This window comes from Virgisporangium aliadipatigenens, from assembly GCF_016863615.1.
In the GTDB taxonomy this organism is placed as follows: Bacteria; Actinomycetota; Actinomycetes; order Mycobacteriales; family Micromonosporaceae; genus Virgisporangium; species Virgisporangium aliadipatigenens.
In genome coordinates this window covers 1-21260 of the sequence record NZ_BOPF01000062.1, presented here as the reverse complement: position 1 = coordinate 21260, position 21260 = coordinate 1, and the positions used below count along the sequence as shown (strand labels likewise).

Sequence of the window (21260 nt, the reverse complement as noted above, 5' to 3'; positions counted from 1 at the left end):
CAAAACACTCAGTCCTCGTCGGAGGTCAGCACCTCCGTGATGAACTCCGTCGAGAACCACTTCGGCGCCGACGCCGTGAAGCGTTCGAGCGGCCACCCGGCCACGCCCTCGGGGACCACTCCCACGCGGCTGCCGGGAAGGTCGGTGAGGTTGGTGCGGTGGACGAGTTCGGGGCGGGCGGGCCACGAACCGATCACCACGAACGCCGGTATCCCCCGCCGGGACAGCGCCTCCAGCGTGAGCCCGGTGTGGTTGAGCGTGCCGAGGCCGGCGTGGGCGACGACGATCACCGGGCCGCCGAGCTGCTGGGCGAGGTCGGCGGTGGTCCACCCGACGCCCATGGGCACCAGCAGTCCCCCGGCGCCCTCGATGAGGACGACGTCGTGGGCGGCGCGCAGTTCGGTGACGGTGGTGAGCACGCTGTCGAGCGCCAGTGCGGGGCGCCCCGCGGCGCGGGCGGCGGCGGCCGGGGCCAGCGGGTCGGGGTAGTCGGCCAGCGTCTTGACGGTCACCGGGGCGGCCAGGCGGGCGACGGTGTCCATGTCGGACTCCTCGCCGGGGCCGACACCGGTCTGGGCCGGTTTGAGGACGGCGACGGTGCAGCCCGCCGCGCCCGCGGTGGCGGCCAGCGCGGCCGTTACGACGGTCTTGCCGACACCCGTGTCGGTGCCGGTCACCAGCAGAATGCTCATCGAGGACCCCGCGCCTCCTGGACGATCACGTCGAGTGCCTTCGCGAAGTCTTCCCGCGGAACGCCGGTGTTGATCGTCAGTCTGAGCCGGGACCGGCCGTCCGGTGTGGACGGTGGACGGAAGCAGCCGACGGCGACCCCACGCGCGGCACATGCCGAAGCCCACGCTACCGCCTCCTCCGGGCCCGCCGCATCGACGGCGACGACGCCGGCCGCGGGATCCGTCACAGTGAGGCCGGCCGCGCGCAGGCGGGCGACCAGTTCGGCGGCGCGGGAGGCGAGTTCGGAGCGCAGTTCGGTGCCGGTGCGGATGAGCCGGAGGGCGGCGCGCGCGCCCGCGGCCACGGCCGGCGGCAGGCCGGTGTCGTAGATGAACGTGCGCCCCGTGTCCACGAGGTACCGGTGCAGCTCGGGCGGACCGGCGATCACCCCGCCCGCCGCGCCGAAGGCCTTGGAGAGCGTGCCGGTGAGCACGAGATGCCGTTCCCCCGTAAGAGCGGAGGCGGCGACGGCGCCCGCCCCCGACGGACCGTGCAGGCCGAGGGCGTGGGCGTCGTCCACCATCAGTACCGCGCCCGCGGCGCGACAGGCCTCGTGCAGGTCGCGGAGGGGGGCCAGGTCGCCGTAGACCGAGAAGACCGACTCGGTGATCACCACCGCGGGCCCGTCGTGGGACGCCAGGGCCGCGCGGACCGCGTCCACGTTCTTGTGGGGGAACACCCGAAGTTCGGCCCCGTCGCGCACCGCGAAACGGCAGCCGTCCACGATCGAGGCGTGGTTGTGGGCGTCGGAGAGCACGAGCGTGCCGGGGCGGTGGGTGAGCGCGCGGATCGCGCCGAGATTGGCGAGGTAGCCGGAGGAGTAGACGAGCGCGGCCGGCGCGCCGAGCCAGGCGGCGAGTTCGGCCTCCAGGCGGGCGTGTTCCTCGGTGGAGCCGCGCACCAGCCGGGAGCCGGTGGCGCCGAGTCCGTAGGCGGCCAGCGCCGCCGTGGCCGCGGAGATCACCTCCGGGTGCCGGGCCAGGCCGAGGTAGTCGTTCCCGGCCAGGTCGATGACGGTGTCCCCGGGTGGTCGGGGGCGCAGGGTCCGCCGGAGGCCGGCGGCTGCGCGGCGTTCGGAGATCACATGCATGTCATCGAACGTCGTCATGCAGTCCACCTCGCGTGTTGTATGACTTCCACCAAAGTCCTTGTAGGGTATCGGCATGTCTGAGCGGATCATGGCGGCGGCCGAACGGGTTCTGGAGACCGGCGTCGGGCTGGACGAGGCCGGCGTGCTGGCGGTGTTACGTGCCCCGGACGAGCAGCTGACGCCGCTGCTCGAGGTGGCGCACCGGGTGCGGATGCGCTGGTGCGGGCCCGAGGTCGAGGTCGAGGGCATCGTGTCGTTGAAGACCGGCGGCTGCCCGGAGGACTGTCACTTCTGCTCCCAGTCGGGGCTGTTCGCGTCGCCGGTGCGCGCCGTGTGGCTCGACATCCCGTCGCTGGTCGAGGCGGCCAAGCAGACGGCGGCGACGGGTGCGACGGAGTTCTGCATCGTGGCGGCGGTGCGCGGGCCGGACGCGCGGCTCATGGCGCAGCTGCGCGACGGCGTCGCGGCGATCCGCGAGGCGGTCGACATCAACATCGCCGCGTCGCTCGGCATGCTCACCCAGGAGCAGGTCGACGAACTGGTCGCGCTCGGCGTGCACCGCTACAACCACAACCTGGAGACGGCCCGTTCGCACTTCCCGCTCGTGGTCAGCACGCACACCTGGGACGAACGCTGGGACACCCTGCGGATGGTGCGCGAGTCCGGCATGGAGGTCTGCTGCGGCGGCATCCTCGGGCTCGGCGAGACGGTGGAGCAGCGCGCGGAGTTCGCGATCCAGCTGCAGGAACTGGACCCGCACGAGGTGCCGCTCAACTTCCTGAACCCGCGCCCCGGCACCCCGCTGGCCGAGCAGCCGGTCCTGGCGCCGAAGGACGCGCTGCGGGCGATCGCGGCGTTCCGGCTGGCGCTGCCGAGGACCATCCTGCGCTACGCCGGCGGCCGGGAGATCACGCTCGGCGACCTCGGCACCCGGGAGGGCCTGCTCGGCGGCGTCAACGCGGTCATCGTCGGCAATTACCTGACCACCCTGGGCCGCCCGGCGACCGCCGATCTGGAGCTGCTGGCCGACCTGAAGATGCCGGTCAAGGCGCTGTCGGCGGCGCTATGAGCTTTTGTGATCGTTGCGGCGGCCCGGTCGGGGAGGGGGATCACACCGCCTGCCTGGCCGCCCGGCAGCTCGAGCCGCCGCGCTTCTGCCCGCACTGCCGGCGCCGGATGAAGGTGCAGGTCCTGCCGGCCGGCTGGCACGCTACATGCGTGGAGCACGGGACACTGTGAGCGGGCAAGGACCGCAGCTTGCGAGGACCGCCGTCGCGAACCGGTCAGCGCGGTGAGGATGGGCACGGCAGCGGCCCGCTGGGTGCTGCTGGCCACCGTTCTGGGGTCGAGCCTCGTCATGCTCGACTCCACCGTCGTCAACGTCGCACTCCCCCGGCTGGGCGAGGAACTCGACGCCGACTTCGCCGGCCTCCAGTGGGTCGTCAACGGCTACACGCTCACGCTCGCGGCGCTGATCCTGCTCGGCGGTTCGCTGGGCGACCGGTACGGGCGGCGGCGGGTGTTCGTCATCGGGGTGGTGTGGTTCGCGCTGGCGTCCGCGCTGTGCGGCCTCGCCCCCACCGTCGAACTCCTCACCGCCGGCCGCGCCCTCCAGGGCATCGGCGGCGCGCTGCTCACGCCGGGCAGCCTGGCGATCATCGCGGCGTCGTTCGACCCGGAGGACCGGTCGCGCGCGGTCGGGGCGTGGTCCGCGCTCGGCGGGGTCGCCGGGGCCGTGGGCCCGTTCGCCGGCGGTTTTCTCGTCGAGTGGAACTGGCGCGCGGTGTTCCTGGTGAACGTTCCGCTCGCGGTCGTGGTGGTGCTCGTGGCCGTGCGCCACGTGCCGGAGTCGAAGGATCCCGCCGCCTCGCACACGTTGGACCTGCCCGGCAGCGCACTGGCGGCCGCCGGCCTGGGTCTGCTGACCTACGGGCTCATCGCGTCGTCCGTGTGGATCTCAGCGGCCGGCGTGGCGGTCCTGGGTGGCTTCGTGGCGTGGCAACGGCACACGGCTCACCCGCTGGTGCCGCTTGACCTCTTCGGCAACCGGCGCTTCACGGCGATCAACGTCGTGACGTTCGCGGTGTATGCGGCGATCGGCGTCTTCTTCTTCCTGCTCGTGCTGAACCTCCAGGTGGTGGCCGGGTTCGCGCCGGTGCCGGCCGGTGCGGCCGTGCTGCCGGTGACGGTGCTGATGCTGCTGCTCTCCGCACGGGTCGGGGCGCTCTCCGACCGGGTGGGGCCCCGCGTGCTGCTGAGCGCGGGGCTGCTCGTGGCGGCGTTCGCGGTGGTGCTCGCCTCCCGGATCGGGGCCGGTGCCACGTACCTGGGGTCGGTGCTGCCGGCGGTGGTGCTGTTCGGGCTGGGGCTGTCACTCGTCGTCGCACCGCTCACCGCCACCGTCCTGAACTCCGTCTCCGGTGGGCACGCCGGGGTGGCCTCGGGCGTCAACAACGCTGTCGCGCGGGCCGCCGGGCTGCTCGCCGTGGCTGTCGTGCCGGTGGCGGCGGGCATCTCCGGGGACGACTACACGCAGCCCTCGTCCTTCGCGGCCGGGTTCCGAACGGCGATGCTGATCAGCGCCGCGCTCCTGACGCTGGGCGCGGGCCTGGCGTGGGCTTTGCTGAGGCAGCCCGCTGCGGTGCCCGCTTCACTCCCGCCGGCAGATCCGGTCGGGGCCGCTGGTTCGGGCGAACCGGCCGGCCCGGCACGGGAGCCTGCGCCGGTGGGGGTGGCGCCGTCCGGGGAAGGCGGCACCGAGCCGCTGGACGTGTCCCGCTGCATCCACTGCGGCGTGACCGCCCCCCAACTCCACCCCCGCTGAACGGCTCCCGCAGCCCCGCAGCGCCCGTGTCGCTGAGCGCCCGCTGGCGCGGCCTACGCCATCCTAGGAGGCTAGGCTCCTGACCTCGGTCCCTACGGTCGACTCAAAGACTCCGACAGCGGTCACAGCGCGGCGGCCGGCAGCGGGTCACGGTCAGCGGTGGCGGGGGCCGGTGGCCGTGACGGTCGCCGCGCGGCGGCGGGGGCGCAGGCGCGGCCACGGCGCACGCCGCCACGGCGGCGGTCCTGCAGGAGCGCCCCTCGCGCAAGTGGTGGGGCGATACGCACGTTAAGCACGCCGAATAACCGGCGTTTCGCCCCACCACTTGCGGCACGCCCATCCCGCGCGGCTCCCGCGGCCGTCCATACCGCCGGAAAAGACCGGCAAATAACGGCACGCCGGGCGCCACAACTGCAAGATCGGCGCGCGGACAGCGGCGTCCAGGGCCGCGCGCCGAAGCCGGCGGCCAGGGCCGCACCGGGCCGCGCAAGGCCGCACCCGGCGCACCGCAGACAAGGAAAGGAAAGCTACGGGCGGGGGCCGGGCGCTACCCACTCCGCCCCTGCCAGCGCCACCCGGTCGAGCAGGCGGGGCGCGAAGCGGCCGCTCACCGAGAAGCGCCCCCGTGCCTGCAGCGCCGCGTCCAGCTTGCGCGAATGCGCCGCGAAGCGGGTGATCCGGGCCGCCCGCACCCGCGCGTACTCCTCCAGCGCGTCGCCGATCGACCCCTGCACGGCCCCGCGCAGCACGTGCTGGAGCACCGCCGCGTCCTCCAGCGCCAGTCCGGCCCCCTGCCCCGCGTGCGCCGACATGGCGTGTGCCGCGTCGCCGGCCAGGGCGTACCCGCCGTGCTCGGCCGCGTGGGCGAACGCCGGGAGCGGACGCAGTTCGCGCACGGTCTCCTGCACGAGGTCCTCGGGGTGCGTGGCGGCGAGCAGGTCCCCGATCGGCGCGTGCCAGCCGGCGAACCAGCGGCGCAGCAGGGCGAGCTGGGTCTCCGGCGGTTCGGGCCGGGCGGCTCCGGGCACGGCCGCCGCCCAGTACAGGCCGCCGCGGCTGGTCCCGGGGGTGCCGAGCGCGGTGAACGTGAACCGGTGGCCGTCGCCGAACGACTCCGCACCTGGTGCCAGTTCCCCCGAGAGGTTGGGGGCTCTGAACCATGGGATCACCGCGCGCCAACGCGCGTAGCCCGCGCTGACCAGGGTGGCGGCCGGCGCGAGCCGGCGCCGGAGCATGCTGTCGGTGCCGTCGGCACCCACGACGAGGTCGGCGGAGCAGGTGGTCGCGCCGTCGCCGACGGACGGCCGCTGCGACGTCGGCCCGACGGTCCGCACGGCGAACCCGGTGCGGATCTCGACCTGGTCCCCCAGCCCTGACATGAACACGTCGTGCAGGTCGGCGCGGTGCACCAGGACCGGCCGGGGCACGGTGTCGTCGGTGGGGTGCAGGATCCGGCCGTCGGGGCGGCGCACGCCGAGCTGCGGCATCGGGGTCGCCACGCTTTCGAGGGCCTCGGCCAGCCCGAGGGACTCGAGTGCGCGCACGCCGTTGGGCCAGATCTGCACCGCGGCCCGGCCCGGCCGGAGCCGGTCGGCGCGTTCGAGCAGCGTTACCTTCCAGCCGGTCCGCGCGAGCCCTCCGGCGGTCGCCAGTCCGGCGATCCCCGCTCCGACGACGATCGCTGTGCGTTCGGACACCTACGGCTTGGCTTCGGCATCATCGGCAACGTCGCCGCCGGACTGCGGTCTGCGGAACGGCGTGTGGTCGGTGGTCGCCGGTGGCACCTCCGGCGCGTCGGAGCCGTGGTCGGCCGCCGCGGCCGATTCCTCGTCCGGAGCGCCGACCCTCGCGGGCTCGTCCCGACCGGCATCCGGACCGGCATCGCCGGCGTCGTCGCGATCGGCATCCCGGTCGGCGGACGAGCCGGCGCTCGACGTGGCGGAGTCGGCGGGAGTGACGGCAGCCGCGCGAGGATCGCCCGGGTCGACCGCGGTGATCGTCCCGTCCTCGGCGACGACGAGCCGCTGCCGCGGCCCCTTCGCGCGCAGGAAGTAGATCAGCGCGCCGACGAACACGACGATCGAGGTCCAGTTGTTGAGCCGCATGCCGAGGAAGTGCGACGCCTCGTCGGTGCGCATCGCCTCGATCCAGAACCGGCCCACGCAGTACGCCATCACGTACAGCGCGAACGCCCGCCCGCGCCCGAACTTGAACCGCTTGTCCAGCTGCCACACGAGCACCGCGACGCCGATGTCCCAGACCGACTCGTAGAGGAACGTCGGGTGGTACTCGCCCAGCAGGTCCGGCTCGCCGAGCGCGTCGAGCTTGGCCTCGCCGCGGGAGGTGTCGAAGTCGTAGATCTTCAGCGCCCACGGCACATCGGTGGGCCCGCCGTACAGTTCGTTGTTGAACCAGTTGCCCCAGCGCCCGATGCCCTGGGCCAGCGGCAGCCCGGGGGCGAGGCAGTCCGCGAGGAACGGCAGCGGCACACCGAGCCGCCGGCACGCGATCCACGCGCCGACCGCGCCACCGGCGACGGCGCCCCAGATGCCGAGGCCGCCCTCCCAGATGTACAGCGCCCGGATGGGTTCGCCGCCCTCGCCGAAGTAGTGCGCCGGGGAGGTGATGACGTGGTAGATACGGGCGCCGATGATGCCGGCCGGCACGCCCCACACTGCGATGTCGAGCACCAGCGACGGCGGCGCGCCACGCCGGCGCATCCGGATCTCGGTGACCACGCACGCGGCCACAATGCCGAGAATGATGCAGAGTGCGTACGCCCGCAACGGCAACGGCCCAATGTGCCACACGCTCTGGGTGGGGCTGGGGATCGCGGCGATGTTCACGGGTGCACACGCTACCGTCGCCGCCCGATCAGCGGTTGGCCTGGTGTCCTCCGGCGCCCGGTTCTAGGCTTTTCGACTATGAACTCAGTCACATCGGCGGTCGGTGCGGTGGTCACCGACGACGCCGGCCGCGTGCTGCTCTGCCAGCAGCGTCATGGACACCAGCGCTGGGGCCTGCCGGGCGGCGGGATCCGGCCCGACGAGAGCCCCGTGCACGCCGTGCTGCGCGACATCTTCGCGGAGATCGGCACCGAGATCGAGCTGGTCGACCTGGTCGGCCTCTACACGTTGAGCGGCGACAGCTGCGGCGACGACGTGCCCGACCTGGTCACCCACGTCTTCCGGGGCAGGTTGTCGGGCGGTCGTGAGGTGGCGCTCAACTCGCCCAAGGTCGGCCGCCTGATGTGGTGCGACACGGACGCGTTGCCCGAGGCACTGACCGCCACGACCCGGGCCGCGCTCGCCGACGCCGCCAAGGGCTGCTCGGGCGTCCTGCGCGCGGTCTCCCGCGACCCCGAGCCCGTTCTCACCTGATTTTTCCTTGTCGCGCGTCCGTCGTGGGCGCGACCGTAGTTCCCAGCCGCACCGCTCCGGGTCGATCCGCCTTTCGGCGTGACCGACCACTCCGCTGCCGCGTTCGCGTGCAGTGGAAAGGCGCCGCGCCGCACAGCGTTTCGGGTATCAGCGCGATCTCGTGCAGGAGGTTCTGGCCCGGGGCATGGTGCGCGTGCGCCCTGTCCCGCCAGCAGCGGGCGGTCGTAGTCCCGCGCTACTGCGAGGGACCTCTCCGGCAACCAGACCGCGGACCTGCGGCAGTCGCTGCACGCACACGCCCGGAGTGCACCCGAGGTGGACGGCGTGCTGGAGCACGCCCGCCAGCGCGCCGCGAGGCGGCGTCTGGGTCCGCCGCAGGCCCGCCATGATCGGCAGGACACGCCTCAGCCGCGCACCCCGGCGGCGAGGTCGGCGCTGAGCGTGCGCACTGCGTCGATCCCGCCGTCGGCCAGCGCGCTGACCAGCGCACTGCCCACGATCACCCCGTCGGCGTACGCGCCCACGGCGGCGGCCTGCGCCCCGTCGCGCACCCCGAGCCCGACCGCCACCGGCGTACCCGTGACCGGACGGACCCGCGACACCAGCGTCGGCGCCGCTTCGGAGACCTGTGCCCGCGCACCCGTCACACCCATGACGGCGGTCGCGTACACGAACCCGCGACACGCGCCGGCCGTCATGGCGAGCCGCGTGTCCGTCGACGACGGCGACACCAGGAACACCCTGTCCAACTGGTGTTCGTCGGCGGCGGCGATCCACTCGGCCGCCTCGTCGGGGATCAGGTCGGGCGTGATCAGCCCGGCCCCGCCGGCGCTCGCCAGGTCCCGCGCGAACCGGTCGACGCCGTAGCGCTCGATCGGGTTCCAGTAGGACATCACCAGCACCGGCGCGCCCGCCGCGGCGACCCGCTCGACGGTGCGCAACACGTCGGCGGCGCGGACCCCGGCGGCCAGCGCGGTCTCGGTGGCCCGCTGGATGACCGGCCCGTCCATCACCGGGTCCGAGTAGGGGAACCCGACCTCGATCGCGTCGACCCCGCACTCGACCATGGCGCGCATCGCGTCGATGCCCTTGTCGACGGTCGGGAACCCGGCCGGCAGGTACCCGATGAGCGCCGCCCGCCCCTGCGAGAAAGCCTTGGAGACGCTCATGGTGCTACCCGCTCGCTCATAGGATCTCGAACCAACTTCCGGCGGTCTCCACGTCCTTGTCCCCGCGACCCGACAGGCAGATCAGCACGGTCGGCGGCCGGCCCAGGTCGGCGGCGAGCGCCGGCACCGTCCGCAGCGCTCCGGCGACCGCGTGCGCGCTCTCGATCGCGGGGATGATCCCCTCGGTGCGGCACAGCAGCTTGAACGCCGCCATCGCCTCGGCGTCCGTCACCGGTTCGTAGGTGGCGCGGCCCGTCTCGTGCAGCCACGCGTGCTCCGGCCCGACCGCCGGGTAGTCCAACCCGGCCGAGATCGAGTGCGACTCGACGGTCTGCCCGTCCTCGTCCTGCAACAGGAACGTCCGCGCCCCGTGCAGCACACCCGTGGCCCCGCCGGTGATGCTGGCGGCGTGGCGGCCCGTGTCGACCCCGTCCCCGCCGGCCTCGAACCCGTACAGCCGCACACTCTCGTCCGGCACGAACGCGTGGAACGCGCCGATGGCGTTGGAGCCGCCGCCCACGCACGCCGCGACGGCGTCGGGCAGCGCACCCGTGCGGTCGAGGCACTGCTGGCGGGCCTCGACGCCGATGCCGCGCACGAAGTCGCGCACCAGCGCCGGGAACGGGTGCGGACCCGCGGCCGTCCCGAGCAGGTAGTGCGTGGTGTCGACGTTGGTGACCCAGTCGCGCAGCGCCTCGTTGATCGCGTCCTTGAGCGTGCGCGAACCGGTCGTCACCGGGATGACGGTGGCGCCGAGGAGCTTCATGCGGGCTACGTTCAGCGCCTGGCGGCGGGTGTCCTCCTCGCCCATGTACACGACGCACTCCAGGTCCAGGAGTGCGGCGGCGGTCGCGGAGGCCACGCCGTGCTGGCCGGCGCCGGTCTCGGCGATGATGCGCTTCTTGCCCATCTGCCGGGTCAGCAGCGCCTGCCCGAGAACGTTGCGGACCTTGTGCGCGCCGGTGTGGTTGAGATCCTCGCGCTTGAGCAGGATGCGCGCGCCCACCTCGGTCGAGAGCCGCTGGGCCTCGTACAGCATCGACGGCGCGCCCGCGTAGTCCCGCAGCAGCATGCCGAACTCCGCCTGGAAGGCCTCGTCGGCCTGGGCGTGCCGGTAGGCGGCGTCGAGCTGTTCGAGCGCGGCGATCAGCGCCTCGGGCACGAACCGCCCGCCGAACTTGCCGAAGTGACCCGTCGAGTCGGGCAGCAAGCCCGCCACCGAGGCCGTCATCGGACCGGCCGCGGGGTCGCCGGGTGGCTGCCCGCCGTCACGAGCTCGGCGACGGCGTCGCGCGGGCTCTTCTGCGTGACGAGCCCCTCGCCGACCAGCACGGCGTCGGCACCGGCCGAGGCATAGCGGATCAGGTCGTGCGGGCCACGCACCCCGGACTCGGCGATCTTGACGATGTTGCTCGGGAGTCCGGGCGCGATCCGTTCGAACGCCGAACGGTCCACCTCGAGCGTGCGCAGGTCGCGGGCGTTGACCCCGATGACCCGCGCACCGGCCTGCAGCGCGCGGTCGGCCTCCTCCTCGGTGTGCACCTCGACGAGCGCGCACATGCCCAGGGACTCGATGCGGTCGAGCAGGCCGGACAGCGTGTTCTGCTCCAGGGCCGCGACGATGAGCAGCACCAGGTCGGCGCCGTAGGCCCGCGCCTCGTGCACCTGGTAGCTGGAGACCACGAAGTCCTTGCGCAGCAGCGGAACCTCCACGGCCGAACGCACGGCCGCGAAGTCAGCCAGGCTCCCGCCGAACCACCGCTGCTCGGTCAGCACACTGATGCACCGCGCCCCGCCGCCGGCGTACTCCAACGCCAACTCGGCCGGGTCGGGGATCTCCGCGAGCTGCCCCTTCGACGGGGACGAACGCTTGACCTCGGCGATCACGCCCACGCCGGGCGCACGCAGCGCGGCGTAGGCGTCGCGTGGCGGCGGCGCCGCGGCGGCCAGTTCCTTGATCCGCTCCAGCGGGACCTCGGCCTGACGGGCGGCGACATCCTCGCGCACCCCGTCGATGATCTGGTCGAGCACATGGCCGGACCTGGCCTGATCGCGCTCTCCCGTCTGCTGGCTACCGTCTGGCTGGCTGTTGGAATCCGGCTCCGGTCGGCCCATCGGGATCTGCGGACTCCCCTCTCCGGGTGTCATGCGAGCGATGCTAAGTGGCGGTCACCATGGCCGGGCGCGCGGGGTGCGGCAAGGGTCACCAAATGGGCTACGGCATAATGTCCCGCCCTGGTCAGGCGGCCCGCAGAACCGAGATCAGGCGCCACGCGTGCGGGTGATCCAGCGGGTTGCCGGCGAAGTCGCCATAACGCTCGGTGACCTCCAGGCCGGCGATGCGTGCGGCGGCGGTCAGTTCGTCGACGGTCCAGAACCGTTGCGCCATCAGCTCTTCGTGATGCGTGGCGCCGCCCGGTCCGGCCACGTCGAGGGTGACGAGCAGGTGCGTGACCTGGGTCAGCGGGTCGATCGGCTCGTCGCCCCGCCCCCAACGGATGTGCGCACTGATGCCGTCACGCTCCGTGGTCCACTCGGTGTCGGTGCGCGACCCCGGCTGGAATCCGTCCGCCGGGTGCAGGCTCTCGATCACGTAGGTTCCGCCGGGGGCCAGGGTGCGGCGCACCGACCTCAAGTGTCCGATCAGCGACTCGAGCGTGAGCACGTGCGCCAACGAGTCGATAAGGCAGAAGACGAGATCGAACGTCTCGTCGACGGCGAAGTCCGTCATGTCGGCCCGAACGACCCGGGTCAGCGTCAGCCCTTCCGCCGCCGCGCGTTCGGCCACCCGGGCACACATCGCCGGCGACAGGTCGAGGGTCGCGGTGGCGATGCCGCGCCGCGCCAGTTCCAACGCATGATCTCCGGGACCGGCGGCCAGCTCCAGGGACGTGCGGACCGCGCCGCCGTGCCAGGCCAGGAGCGCGTCGACCTCGGCCGGGACGTCGCGGTAGGAGAAGGCCAGCTCGTAGCCCGCGGATGCGTCGAAGACGCTCACGCCACCGGCTCGCTTCGCTCCCCGGCACCGCGAGACACGTACGCACAGTGCCCCATGATTCGCTCCCGCAAGCGTCCGCTCATCGATCCGTCGGATCCTCGCCGCGGTCCAGCGCGTCCCACATCGCCGCCGGCCCCGTGGTCGCGCCCGGGCGCTCGTACCGGTCCCCCGTCGTGGTCCAGTCCCGGCCGCGGATCGCCATGACGCCTCCGTAGAACGGCCCGACGCCTCCCACGGCGACCAGTAGTAGCCAGCCCGTGCGCACATCGGTCGCGAGTGCGTGCACGGCACCACCGGCGATCGCGACAGCGGCGGCGGCCAGCAGCACCCCCACCAGGATCCGCCCGCTCCCGCGCACGGCCAGCAGCGCTCCGGCGCCGGCCAGCGCCAGCAACGCCGCCGCCGACAGCCACGGGTAGAGGTCGGCGCCGGTGCGTTCGGCCGGCGCGACCCCCGCCCACGGCCGCGACGCCGCGAACAGCACCAGCCCCGCACCGGCCGCGGCGGCCACGACGGCGTACGCGCGGCTCATCGCGCCCGGCTCCCCGCATCGGCCCCCGCGACACGGGCCGCCGCACCCGACACCACCCGGCTCCTCGCTGCCGCACCCGCCGCCGCGACACAGACGACGGCACCCGATACGACCCGGCAGCTCGCCATCGCCCCGGTCCCCGCTACACGGGTGGGCGGGCCCGGCGCGACCCGGCGGCTCGTCGCGAGTGAGCGGCTCGTCGGGCCGGCCCCGGCGGCCTTGGCGTCCGGTGTCATCGCGCCGGCCGTAGCGTCTCCGCCGCGGCGATCGCGCTCAGCACCGCGGCGGCCTTGTTGCGCGTCTCCGTCTCCTCGGCGCGCGGATCGGAGTCGGCCACGATGCCCGCGCCCGCCTGCACGTAGGCGACGCCGTCGCGGATCACCGCGGTGCGGATCGCGATCGCCGTGTCCATGTCCCCGCCGAAGCCGAAGTAGCCGATCACCCCGCCGTACACCCCCCGACGGGTCGGCTCCAGCTCCTCGATGATCTCCATGGCGCGCACCTTCGGCGCCCCCGACAGCGTCCCCGCCGGGAACGTCGCCGCCAACACGTCGAACGCCGTGCGCCCCGGCTCCAGGTCGCCCACCACCGTCGACACGATGTGCATGACGTGGCTGTACCGTTCCACCGTCGCGAACTCCGGCACTTGCACCGTCCCCGGGCGGCACACCCGGCCGAGGTCGTTGCGGGCCAGGTCGACCAGCATCACGTGTTCGCTGCGCTCCTTGGGGTCGGCCAGGAGTTCGGCCGCCAGCGCCGCGTCCTCAGCGGGCGTCGCACCCCGCCACCGCGTGCCGGCGATCGGGTGCAGCAACGCCCGCCGCCCCGTCACCTTCACGTGCACCTCCGGCGACGAGCCCACCACGTCGAACCCGTCGAAGCGCAGCAGATACATGTACGGGCTCGGGTTCGTGGCGCGCAGCAGGCGGTACACGTCCAGCGGATCGGCCTCGGTGCGCCGTTCGAAGCGCTGCGCCACCACGATCTGGAAGCACTCGCCCGCGCGGATGGCCTCCTTGGCGACCTCCACCGCCTTCTGGTACTCGCCCTCCGGGGTGCGGCTGGCGACCGGGCCGGGGAGCGGGCGTTCGACCGTGGCGATCATCGGCGGCGTGGGGCGGGACAGGGCCGTGGTCATCGCGTCGAGCCGGCCGATCGCCTGGTGGTACGCGGCCGAACGGGCGGCGTCGTCGGCGCCGGTGTTCACGATGGCGTTCGCGATGAGGACGGCGACGCCCTCGACGTGATCCAGGGCCACGAGATCGGTGGCCAGCATCATGCCCAGTTCCGGATGATGGAGATCGTCGACGGCGAGGGACGGCAACCGCTCGAACCGGCGCACCAGATCGTAGGAGAGGTAGCCGACCAGCCCGCCCGACAGCGGCGGCAGCTCGATCTCCGCCGGGTCCTCCTCACCGGTCAGCGCCTCCGCGACGGCCTTGAGGACCGCGGCCGGATCCCCCGAGAGGGGAACCCCCTCGGGCGGCGTCCCCAGCCAGACGGCCTCGCCGTCCCGCTCGGTCAGCGTGGCGGCCGAACGCACACCCACGAACGAATAGCGTGACCACGCGGCCCCGGCCGACCCCTGCTCCGCCGACTCCAGCAGGAACGTCCCCGGCCCGCCGGCCAGCTTCCGGTACACCCCGACCGGGGTCTCCCCGTCGGCGAGCAGCCGGCGCACCACCGGCACCACTCGGCGGGTGCGGGCGAGCCGCTGGAACGTCTTCTCGTCGGGCGAGACTGCACCGGTGGTCACTCAAGACTCCAAGGTGGTGAAGAAGCAGTTGTGGGCACCCGTGTGGCAGGCCGCGCCGACCTGGTCCACGGTCACCAGCAGAGTGTCACCGTCGCAGTCCAGCCTGACGGACCGAACGTGCTGGTGGTGTCCGGAGGTCTGCCCCTTCACCCAGTACTCCCTGCGGCTGCGCGACCAGTACGTCGCCCGGCCGGTCGTGAGGGTGCGGTGAAGCGCCTCCGCGTTCATCCACGCCAGCATGAGCACCTCCCCGGTCCCCTGCTCCTGAACGATCGCCGGGACGAGGCCGTCCTGGTTCCAGTTCAGCCGTTCGGCGATCTTGGGGTCGAGGGTCGATGACTCGGGGTTGGGCTGCACAGTCGGCAATTGTTGCGCACCTCGTCCGAACGGCACGACGCCGTCCCGAATCGGGGCTGTTTCCGAAGGGCTTTCGGCGGTAATTTGGCGGTGCGTCTCGGGCGTCTGTCCGGTCGCCGGCCACTCCCTCTCCACTCACTTCCGTTTGTCCGCCGAACGCCTTCGCGCGCCCTCGGCGGCTCTCGGTCGACCTTTTCATCGCCGGCGCCCGCACCGAGGCAGCGGGACGCTTCCCGTTGTCGCGCAACCCGCCTGACGGAGGACGCCGAATGCATCCCACCCCGTACCCCGGTCCCGCCGGTGGACCGTGGTCCGAGCCGCCCACACACGACGCCGCCACCGCACCGGACACCGCAGCCGAGCCGGACACCGCCACCGGGCCCGCCGCCGCTGCGCCCGAAACTCCCCTCGACACGCTCGCCCCGTCGGCCGACGGGCCCAGCTATACCGATCTCACGACTCCCCCGGACGCCGACCGGGACACCGCTTCGGACGCGGACCTCGCCGCTCCTTCGGATGCCGACCCCGACGCCGCCCTGAACGCCGGCGCCACGACCTCCGCGCCGGACACCGACGACGCGGGGACGCTGACCGAGGTCGACGCCTCCACGACCGACGCTTCCACCACTGACACCTCCACGACCGACGTCGAGGCCGACGACGTCGAAGCTCTCGGCGGGGAAGCCGGTGACGTGGATGTGACGGCGGATGCCGCTGTGGATACCGCACCCGGTGGGGAATCGGATGCGGCTTCGGATACGGCCGCCGACGAGGACGCCGAGACCGACGAGGTCGACGCGGACGCGGGCGACACCACCGAGACGGACAGCGCGGCCGACGCGACGGCCGCCGACGAGGAGGGCACGGAAAGCGCGGAAGCCGCCCCCATCGAGACGGCGGTCGAAGCGGATCCGGTGGACGCGGAAGCTGACGCCTCGGAGGCAGGGACAGGATCCGCCGACGAGGACGAGCCGGCCGAGGCAACCGACGATCAGCCGGAAGCGCTCGCCGACGAGACCGCGACGGACGACTCGGAAATCGCCGTCCCGGACGACATCGCGGCGGTCGAGGAAGCCGGCATCGAGGTGACCACGCCGACCGAGGCCCCGGAGACGGACGCCACGGATGCCGTGCCCGCCCCGGAGGCGCTGGAGGAAGCGGCGGCGCCGGCTTCCGAGGAGGACGCGCCGGAGTCCGCAGCGGCCGACGTGGAGGCGGCCCCCGAGGCGGAGTCCGCCGAGGCGGCCGAGGACATCGAGGCCGAAGCCGATGAGGATGAGCCTGCGGCCGCCGCACCCGCCGAAGCGGACGAAGCCGGTGCGGAAGGGCTCGCGGCCGACGACACGGCGGTGGACACGGCCTCAGCAGCCGACGAGACCGACGTCGAGGAAGCCGGTGGGACCGACGCCACCGCCGAGGCCGTCCCGACGGAAGACGACGCCGAGCCGGCTGTCGCGGGGACCGACGCGGTCGATGCCGACACCGAGGCGGCTCCGGCGGAAGCCGGCACGGACACCGCGCTCCTCGACGACGACGCGGAGCTCGCCCCGACCGAGGCGGACACCGAAGCGGCTCCGGCGGAAGCCGCCGCAGACGACGCGGCCGTCGAAGACCGCGCCGAGGCCGTGTCGGCCGAAGCCGAGGCCGCCCCCTCGGACGCCGACGCCGAGGCCGCGTCCGAAGGCGACGCGGATGCCGTTGTGGACGCCGACGCCGAAAGCGAGTCGGATGCCACCGCGCTCGGGGCCGAACCCGAAGCCGGGAGCGAGGTCGCAGCGGTCGATGCCGAGAGCGATTCGGACGATGACGCTCCCGTGGAGGCGCAAGCGCAGGCCGTGGCGGACCAGGACGAGGCCGCTACGGATGCTGCCGAGGCCGCACCGGTGGAAGCCGAGGCCGCTGCCGAGGATGAGGCGACCGAGGAGGACTCGACGGCTGCGGTCGTTGACGACGCGGCTGACGCGGCGGAGCTGATCGAGGCCGCGAAGGAGGATGACGCCGAGGCCGGTGCGGAACGGATCGCCGACGCCCTGGAGGCCGAGTCCGCGGTCGCCGCTCCTGCCGAGCCCGTCGACGAGGCCGAGGTCGACACGTCCGAGGACGACCAGGCTCCGGTGGACACGGCTTCGACCGATGAGTCCGTCGCCGCGGAAGCCACCGGTCACGAGGCCGCGGACGAGGAAGCCGGCCTCGACGCACCCGCCGCCGGCGAGGAAGCCGTCGCCGACGAAACTGCCACCGCTGAGGAAGCCGAGGCCGACGCTCCGGCCGTGGACGCTGCCGCCGGCCAAGCCACCGCCGAGGAGGAAGCCGTCTTCGAGGCACCGGCCGACGAAGAGGGCGCCGATGAGGAAGCCACGCTCGACACACCCAGCGACGAAACAGCGGCCGACGACGTGACCGCCGTGGCGGGAGCCGCCCTCGACGCGCCTGCCGACGAAGAGGCTGACGCCGACGAGACTGCCACCGCCGACGCACACGCCGACGACGTGACCGCCGCCGAGGAGGCGACTCTCGACGCACCCTCGGACGACGAAAAGGCCATCGCCGACGAAGCAGCGACCGCCGAGGCAGCCGAGGCCGACGCACCGGCCGCGGACGCGGCTGCCGACGAGGCGGCTAGCGACGGGGAAGGCGACGTCCAGACGGCGGTGGACGCGGCGGCGGATGACGCGCCGGCCGAAGAGGCGGCAGTGGTTGACACCGCTGCCGAAGAGGCCGCCCTGAATGACGCCGCTGCCGATGAGGTGGCGGCGGACACCGTGCCCGCGGGTGACGCTGCGGACGCGGAGGCCCCGATCGGAGCAGTCGACGCATTCGAGCCGGTCGCCGAGGCGGAGGCGGACGACGCGGAGGCGGACGCGGACGAGGCGCCTGCCGAAGAGGCGCCGGTCGGCAAGGGCGTGACCGGCGCGTCGATCGTGGAGGACGCATCCGTGATCGAGCCGCTGCCGGACGGGGCGGCGGTGGTGGCGGCCGACGAGCCGGCCGCGGACTCCGGTGCTGCGGACGAAGCGGCCGAGGGCATCGCCGCCGAGGCAGAGGCGTCCGCCGAAGAGGAGGCCGCCGCCCACACCGACGCGGAACCCGGCACCGCACCGGACGAAACTGCCGCCGAGGAAGAGGACGCACCCGCGCCCGCCGAAGCCGCGACCGACGTCGACGCCGAAGAGGAGGCCGCCGCGCCCGCCGAAGCAGCAGCCGACTCCGATGAGGAAGAGGAGGCCGCTGCGCCCGCGGTGGCGGAGGCCGACGCCGCACCGGACGGCGAAGCGTTCGTGGATGAGGGGCACGCGGCGGAGGTGGTGCCCGTTCCTGGTGGTGGGGCGGAGCCCGTGGTCGAGGGTGCGGTACTGCTGCGGCCGGGCGATGTTCCCGAGACGCGGATCGCCGTCTGGGCGGATGCCGAGGCGGAGGCGTTCCGGGCACGGCTGGTCGAGGCGCGGAACAGGTTCGTCGACGACCCGCACGAGTCGGTGACCGAAGCGGCCGCTGTCGTGACGGCCGCGGTGCAGGCGCTCGCCGACGCGCTGCAGCGGGAGCACGCCGCGCTCGACCCGCGGCAGGACACCGACAACCCCGACACGGAGTCGCTGCGGGTGGCGCTGCGTCGCTACCGGGAGTTCCTGGACCGGGTGCTGTCGCTGTAACCACGTTTCACGGTCAGGGGCCCTCGGCAGGTGTGCCGGGGGCCTCTTCGTTTCGGCGTTGCCTCCGGCGCGTATTTCATCTAGCGTTGAGTTCAACACCCGTTGAGTTCTTGGAGGTACCCTCCATGTCCATTGCCATCGAGGTCACCGACCTCGTCGTCACGCGGGGGCGGCGCCGCGTTCTGCACGGGCTCACGTGCGCCATCCCGCGCGGGAGCGTCACCGGCCTGCTCGGCCCCAGCGGCAGCGGCAAGACCACCCTGCTGCGCTGCGTGGTGGGGGTTCAGCGGATCGAGTCGGGCTCCGTGACGGTGTTCGGGGAGGCGGCGGGTGCGCCGTCGCTGCGGCCGCGCACCGGATACGTCACGCAGGCGCCGAGCGTCTACGCCGACCTCACCGTCCGGGAGAATGCGCGCTACTTCGCCGGCCTCTACGGGGTCGGCAGCGCCGGTGCCGATCGGGCGGTCGCCGACGTCGGGCTCGCCGAGGCCGCGGGCCAGCTCGTCGGCACGCTCTCCGGCGGGCAGCGGGCGCGGGCGTCGCTCGCGTGCGCACTCGTCAGTTCCCCCGAGTTGTTGATCCTCGACGAGCCCACGGTCGGCCAGGACCCGGTGCTGCGCAACGAGCTGTGGGGGCGGTTCCACGAGCTGGCGGCGCAGGGGACGACGATCCTGGTCTCCAGCCACGTCATGGACGAGGCCGGCCGCTGCGACCGGCTGCTGCTCATCCGCGAGGGCCACCTCGTGGCCGACGACTCCCCCGCCGCCGTGCGCACCGCCGCCGGCACCGACGACCTGGAAGAGGCGTTCCTGCGCCTGGTCCTGGCCGGGCAGAACTAGGAGCGAAAGATGTCCCCGACCCTCACCCTGCGCACCGCCGCCCGCATCCTGCGCCAGTTGCGGCACGACAAGCGCACGATCGCGCTGATCCTGGTCGTGCCGACCGTGCTGCTGACGCTGCTGCGCTACCTCTTCGACGACCAGCCGCAGGTGTTCGACCGGATCGGCCTGATCATGCTGGGCGTCTTCCCGTTCATCATGATGTTCCTGCTGACGAGTGTGGCGATGCTGCGCGAGCGCACCACGGGCACCCTCGAACGCCTCCTCACCACCCCGATCGGCAAGGTCGACATCCTGCTCGGCTACGGCCTGGCGTTCGCCGTCGCGGCGGCCGTGCAGGCGACGGTCGTGTCGATCACGGCGTTCTGGCTGCTCGGGTTGGACACCCGGGGCGACGGCTGGATCGTCGTGGTGCTCGCCATCGCCAACGCCGTTCTCGGGATGGCGCTGGGGCTGTTCGTCAGCGCGTTCGCCAACTCGGAGTTCCAGGCGGTGCAGTTCATGCCGGCGTTCGTGCTGCCGCAGGCGCTGCTGTGCGGGCTGTTCGCGCCGCGGGAGCAGATGGCCGGCTGGTTGCAGGCGATCAGTGACGTGTTGCCGATGACGTACGCCGTGGAAGCCTTGCAGGAGGTGGGCGCCAACGTGGAGCCGACCTCGACGATGTGGCGGGATCTGACGATCATCGTGGCGTGCATCCTTGTGGCGCTGCTACTGGGAGCGGCTACGCTGCGCCGGCGCACCGCCTGACGACGTTCCACCGGAAGGACATCGATGCCACGGACCGGAAGACGACCCGGCAACCAGGACACGCGGGAGGCGATCCTGTCGTCGGCGCGGAAGGCCTTCTCGGAGAAGGGCTTCGACGGCGCGTCCATCCGGTCCATCGCCACCGGCGCCGGGGTCGACCCGGCGCTGGTGCACCACTACTTCGGGACCAAGGACCAGCTCTTCACCGCGACCCTGGAACTCCCGGTCGACGTCGTCAAGGTGATGACCGGACTCGCGGCCGACGGGCTCGACGGCTTCGGCGAACGCCTCGTCCGCACCATCCTCGGCGTCTGGGACTCCCCGGCGGGGTCCGCGGCGGCGGCACTGGTGCGCAGCGCGGTGGCGCACGAGTGGACGGCCCGGTTGATGCGGGAGTTCCTGCTGACCCAGATCCTGCGGCGGGTGCTGGGCAGCTTCGACATCGACCCGGCCGAGGCCCCGACGCGAGCCAATCTGGTGGCATCGCAGATGATCGGGCTGCTGCTGATGCGCTACATCATCAAGCTGGAGCCGTTGGCGCACATGGATCCGGAGGACGTGGCCCGGATGGTCGGGCCGACCATCCAGCGCTATCTCACCGAACCGCTGAAATAGACGGTCCCCGCCGGCACGGGGAACATACCGGCGGGGACCCTGGGGGGCGGAAAAGCTCAGCCGAGCGAGCAGGTCGCCAGGACCTCGAGGCCCTGCGGGCGGGTGCCCTGGCGGCCGATCGAGATCGCGATGCGGTCCAGCGTCGCCGCGCGCTTGTCCTTCAGCGGGCCGAGGATGGCGTTCTGCACGAAGTTGGGGCCGCCCTGGCCGACGGTCTCCTGGAGGCGCTTGTTCGCCTCGGCGATCTGCGTGTCCAGCAGCGCGAGGTTGCGGTCGACCTCCGCCTGGGCCGAGGCCGGGATGTTCGCCGGAAGCTTGTCCTTCACGCTCGGGCAGACGATGCGCTGTCCGTTGCCGGCGGCCGGCGGGGCGGCCTGGCCACCGCCGTTCGCGGGCGGGTTGTTGGCCGGTGCGGTCGTCGCCGGCGCCTGGGGGGCGGCACCGCCGGCGTTCAGGGAGCATGCGGCGAACGCCTCCAGGCCCTGCGGGCGGGTGCCCTGGCGGCCGATCGAGATCGCGATGCGGTCCAGCGTCGCCGCGCGCTTGTCCTTCAGCGGGCCGAGGATGGCGT

The 21260-nt window shown here is 73.0% G+C and carries 18 protein-coding genes and 2 pseudogenes; 8 read left to right on the top strand and 12 right to left on the bottom strand.

Annotated elements, in window-relative coordinates:
- Positions 1-8: 8 nt before the first annotated feature.
- Entirely contained in the window at positions 9-692 is a 684-nt protein-coding gene (gene bioD, locus Val02_RS44560) for a dethiobiotin synthase (protein WP_203905435.1), read from the bottom strand.
- A complete protein-coding gene (locus Val02_RS44555; protein ID WP_203905434.1) occupies positions 689-1840 on the bottom strand; it encodes an 8-amino-7-oxononanoate synthase in 1152 nt (383 codons plus the stop codon). The genes bioD and Val02_RS44555 overlap by 4 nt, the downstream gene beginning before the upstream one ends.
- Positions 1841-1895: 55 nt before the next feature.
- Between Val02_RS44555 and bioB the strand changes: the two genes are divergently transcribed.
- The 3 genes and pseudogenes from bioB to Val02_RS44545 all read left to right on the top strand — a co-directional run bounded on the left by bioB (position 1896) and on the right by Val02_RS44545 (position 4646).
- Positions 1896-2891: a biotin synthase BioB gene (gene bioB, locus Val02_RS44550; RefSeq protein WP_203905433.1), complete on the top strand. Its 996-nt coding sequence runs from the start codon at positions 1896-1898 to the stop codon at positions 2889-2891.
- Positions 2888-3061, top strand: a pseudogene (gene bsaP, locus Val02_RS48915) (biotin synthase auxiliary protein BsaP); the annotation flags it as partial. The gene bioB and the pseudogene bsaP, both read left to right, overlap by 4 nt.
- 58 nt (positions 3062-3119) lie before the next feature.
- Entirely contained in the window at positions 3120-4646 is a 1527-nt protein-coding gene (locus Val02_RS44545) for an MFS transporter (protein WP_203905432.1), read from the top strand.
- A 527-nt stretch (positions 4647-5173) separates the two neighbouring features.
- On the opposite strand, the gene Val02_RS44540 is transcribed toward Val02_RS44545, so the two are convergent.
- Together Val02_RS44540 and lgt are read right to left on the bottom strand one after the other, a co-directional pair.
- A complete protein-coding gene (locus Val02_RS44540) occupies positions 5174-6343 on the bottom strand; it encodes an FAD-dependent oxidoreductase (protein WP_203905431.1) in 1170 nt (389 codons plus the stop codon).
- A complete protein-coding gene (gene lgt / locus Val02_RS44535) occupies positions 6344-7492 on the bottom strand; it encodes a prolipoprotein diacylglyceryl transferase (RefSeq protein ID WP_203905430.1) in 1149 nt (382 codons plus the stop codon).
- A 78-nt stretch (positions 7493-7570) separates the two neighbouring features.
- Here lgt and Val02_RS44530 point away from each other — a divergent pair, with 78 nt between their 5' ends.
- Complete coding sequence (locus Val02_RS44530) at positions 7571-8026, top strand: NUDIX hydrolase (protein ID WP_203905429.1); 456 nt, start codon at positions 7571-7573, stop codon at positions 8024-8026.
- Between the two features lie 404 nt (positions 8027-8430).
- On the opposite strand, the gene trpA is transcribed toward Val02_RS44530, so the two are convergent.
- The 7 genes from trpA to hisI form a co-directional block, all read right to left on the bottom strand.
- Complete coding sequence (gene trpA, locus Val02_RS44525) at positions 8431-9195, bottom strand: tryptophan synthase subunit alpha (protein WP_203905428.1); 765 nt, start codon at positions 9193-9195, stop codon at positions 8431-8433.
- Positions 9196-9211: 16 nt separating this feature from the next.
- Positions 9212-10426: a tryptophan synthase subunit beta gene (trpB, locus tag Val02_RS44520; RefSeq protein WP_203905427.1), complete on the bottom strand. Its 1215-nt coding sequence runs from the start codon at positions 10424-10426 to the stop codon at positions 9212-9214.
- Positions 10423-11343: an indole-3-glycerol phosphate synthase TrpC gene (gene trpC, locus Val02_RS44515; protein WP_239153802.1), complete on the bottom strand. Its 921-nt coding sequence runs from the start codon at positions 11341-11343 to the stop codon at positions 10423-10425. Before trpC ends, trpB begins: the two co-directional genes overlap by 4 nt.
- A gap of 91 nt (positions 11344-11434) precedes the next feature.
- A complete protein-coding gene (locus Val02_RS44510; RefSeq protein ID WP_203905426.1) occupies positions 11435-12193 on the bottom strand; it encodes a class I SAM-dependent methyltransferase in 759 nt (252 codons plus the stop codon).
- A gap of 79 nt (positions 12194-12272) precedes the next feature.
- On the bottom strand, positions 12273-12725 hold the full coding sequence (locus Val02_RS44505) for a Trp biosynthesis-associated membrane protein (RefSeq protein ID WP_203905425.1): 453 nt from the start codon (positions 12723-12725) through the stop codon (positions 12273-12275).
- Positions 12726-12957: 232 nt separating this feature from the next.
- The gene (locus Val02_RS44500) at positions 12958-14481 is read right to left on the bottom strand and encodes an anthranilate synthase component I (RefSeq protein WP_203905424.1); all 1524 of its coding nucleotides are present in this window, start codon (positions 14479-14481) and stop codon (positions 12958-12960) included.
- Positions 14482-14847: a phosphoribosyl-AMP cyclohydrolase gene (hisI, locus tag Val02_RS44495; protein WP_275415681.1), complete on the bottom strand. Its 366-nt coding sequence runs from the start codon at positions 14845-14847 to the stop codon at positions 14482-14484.
- Between the two features lie 683 nt (positions 14848-15530).
- On the opposite strand from hisI, the gene Val02_RS44490 reads away from it, so the two are divergent.
- The 4 genes from Val02_RS44490 (at position 15531) to Val02_RS44475 (ending at position 20689) form a co-directional block, all read left to right on the top strand.
- Positions 15531-18488, top strand: a complete 2958-nt coding sequence (locus Val02_RS44490) for a midas domain-containing protein (RefSeq protein ID WP_203905423.1) — start codon at positions 15531-15533, stop codon at positions 18486-18488.
- Positions 18489-18613: 125 nt separating this feature from the next.
- Entirely contained in the window at positions 18614-19327 is a 714-nt protein-coding gene (locus Val02_RS44485; RefSeq protein ID WP_203905422.1) for an ABC transporter ATP-binding protein, read from the top strand.
- Between the two features lie 9 nt (positions 19328-19336).
- Positions 19337-20074, top strand: coding sequence for an ABC transporter permease (locus Val02_RS44480; protein WP_203905421.1), 738 nt, complete (start codon positions 19337-19339; stop codon positions 20072-20074).
- A 24-nt stretch (positions 20075-20098) separates the two neighbouring features.
- Positions 20099-20689, top strand: coding sequence for a TetR/AcrR family transcriptional regulator (locus tag Val02_RS44475; RefSeq protein WP_203905420.1), 591 nt, complete (start codon positions 20099-20101; stop codon positions 20687-20689).
- A gap of 56 nt (positions 20690-20745) precedes the next feature.
- Here Val02_RS44475 and Val02_RS44470 read toward each other — a convergent pair.
- Positions 20746-21260, bottom strand: a pseudogene (locus Val02_RS44470) (hypothetical protein); the annotation flags it as partial.

Excerpts from the sequence above, each read along its gene's own strand:
- Val02_RS44475 (WP_203905420.1), top strand. The coding sequence starts at position 20,099 with ATGCCACGGACCGGAAGACGACCCGGCAACCAGGACACGCGGGAGGCG.
- Val02_RS44530 (WP_203905429.1), top strand. The coding sequence starts at position 7,571 with ATGAACTCAGTCACATCGGCGGTCGGTGCGGTGGTCACCGACGACGCC.
- bioB (WP_203905433.1), top strand. The coding sequence starts at position 1,896 with ATGTCTGAGCGGATCATGGCGGCGGCCGAACGGGTTCTGGAGACCGGC.
- trpB (WP_203905427.1), bottom strand. The coding sequence starts at position 10,426 with ATGACGGCCTCGGTGGCGGGCTTGCTGCCCGACTCGACGGGTCACTTC.
- trpC (WP_239153802.1), bottom strand. The coding sequence starts at position 11,343 with ATGACACCCGGAGAGGGGAGTCCGCAGATCCCGATGGGCCGACCGGAG.
- trpA (WP_203905428.1), bottom strand. The coding sequence starts at position 9,195 with ATGAGCGTCTCCAAGGCTTTCTCGCAGGGGCGGGCGGCGCTCATCGGG.
- Val02_RS44555 (WP_203905434.1), bottom strand. The coding sequence starts at position 1,840 with ATGACGACGTTCGATGACATGCATGTGATCTCCGAACGCCGCGCAGCC.
- Val02_RS44485 (WP_203905422.1), top strand. The coding sequence starts at position 18,614 with ATGTCCATTGCCATCGAGGTCACCGACCTCGTCGTCACGCGGGGGCGG.
- bioD (WP_203905435.1), bottom strand. The coding sequence starts at position 692 with ATGAGCATTCTGCTGGTGACCGGCACCGACACGGGTGTCGGCAAGACC.
- Val02_RS44505 (WP_203905425.1), bottom strand. The coding sequence starts at position 12,725 with ATGAGCCGCGCGTACGCCGTCGTGGCCGCCGCGGCCGGTGCGGGGCTG.
- Val02_RS44545 (WP_203905432.1), top strand. The coding sequence starts at position 3,120 with ATGGGCACGGCAGCGGCCCGCTGGGTGCTGCTGGCCACCGTTCTGGGG.
- Val02_RS44480 (WP_203905421.1), top strand. The coding sequence starts at position 19,337 with ATGTCCCCGACCCTCACCCTGCGCACCGCCGCCCGCATCCTGCGCCAG.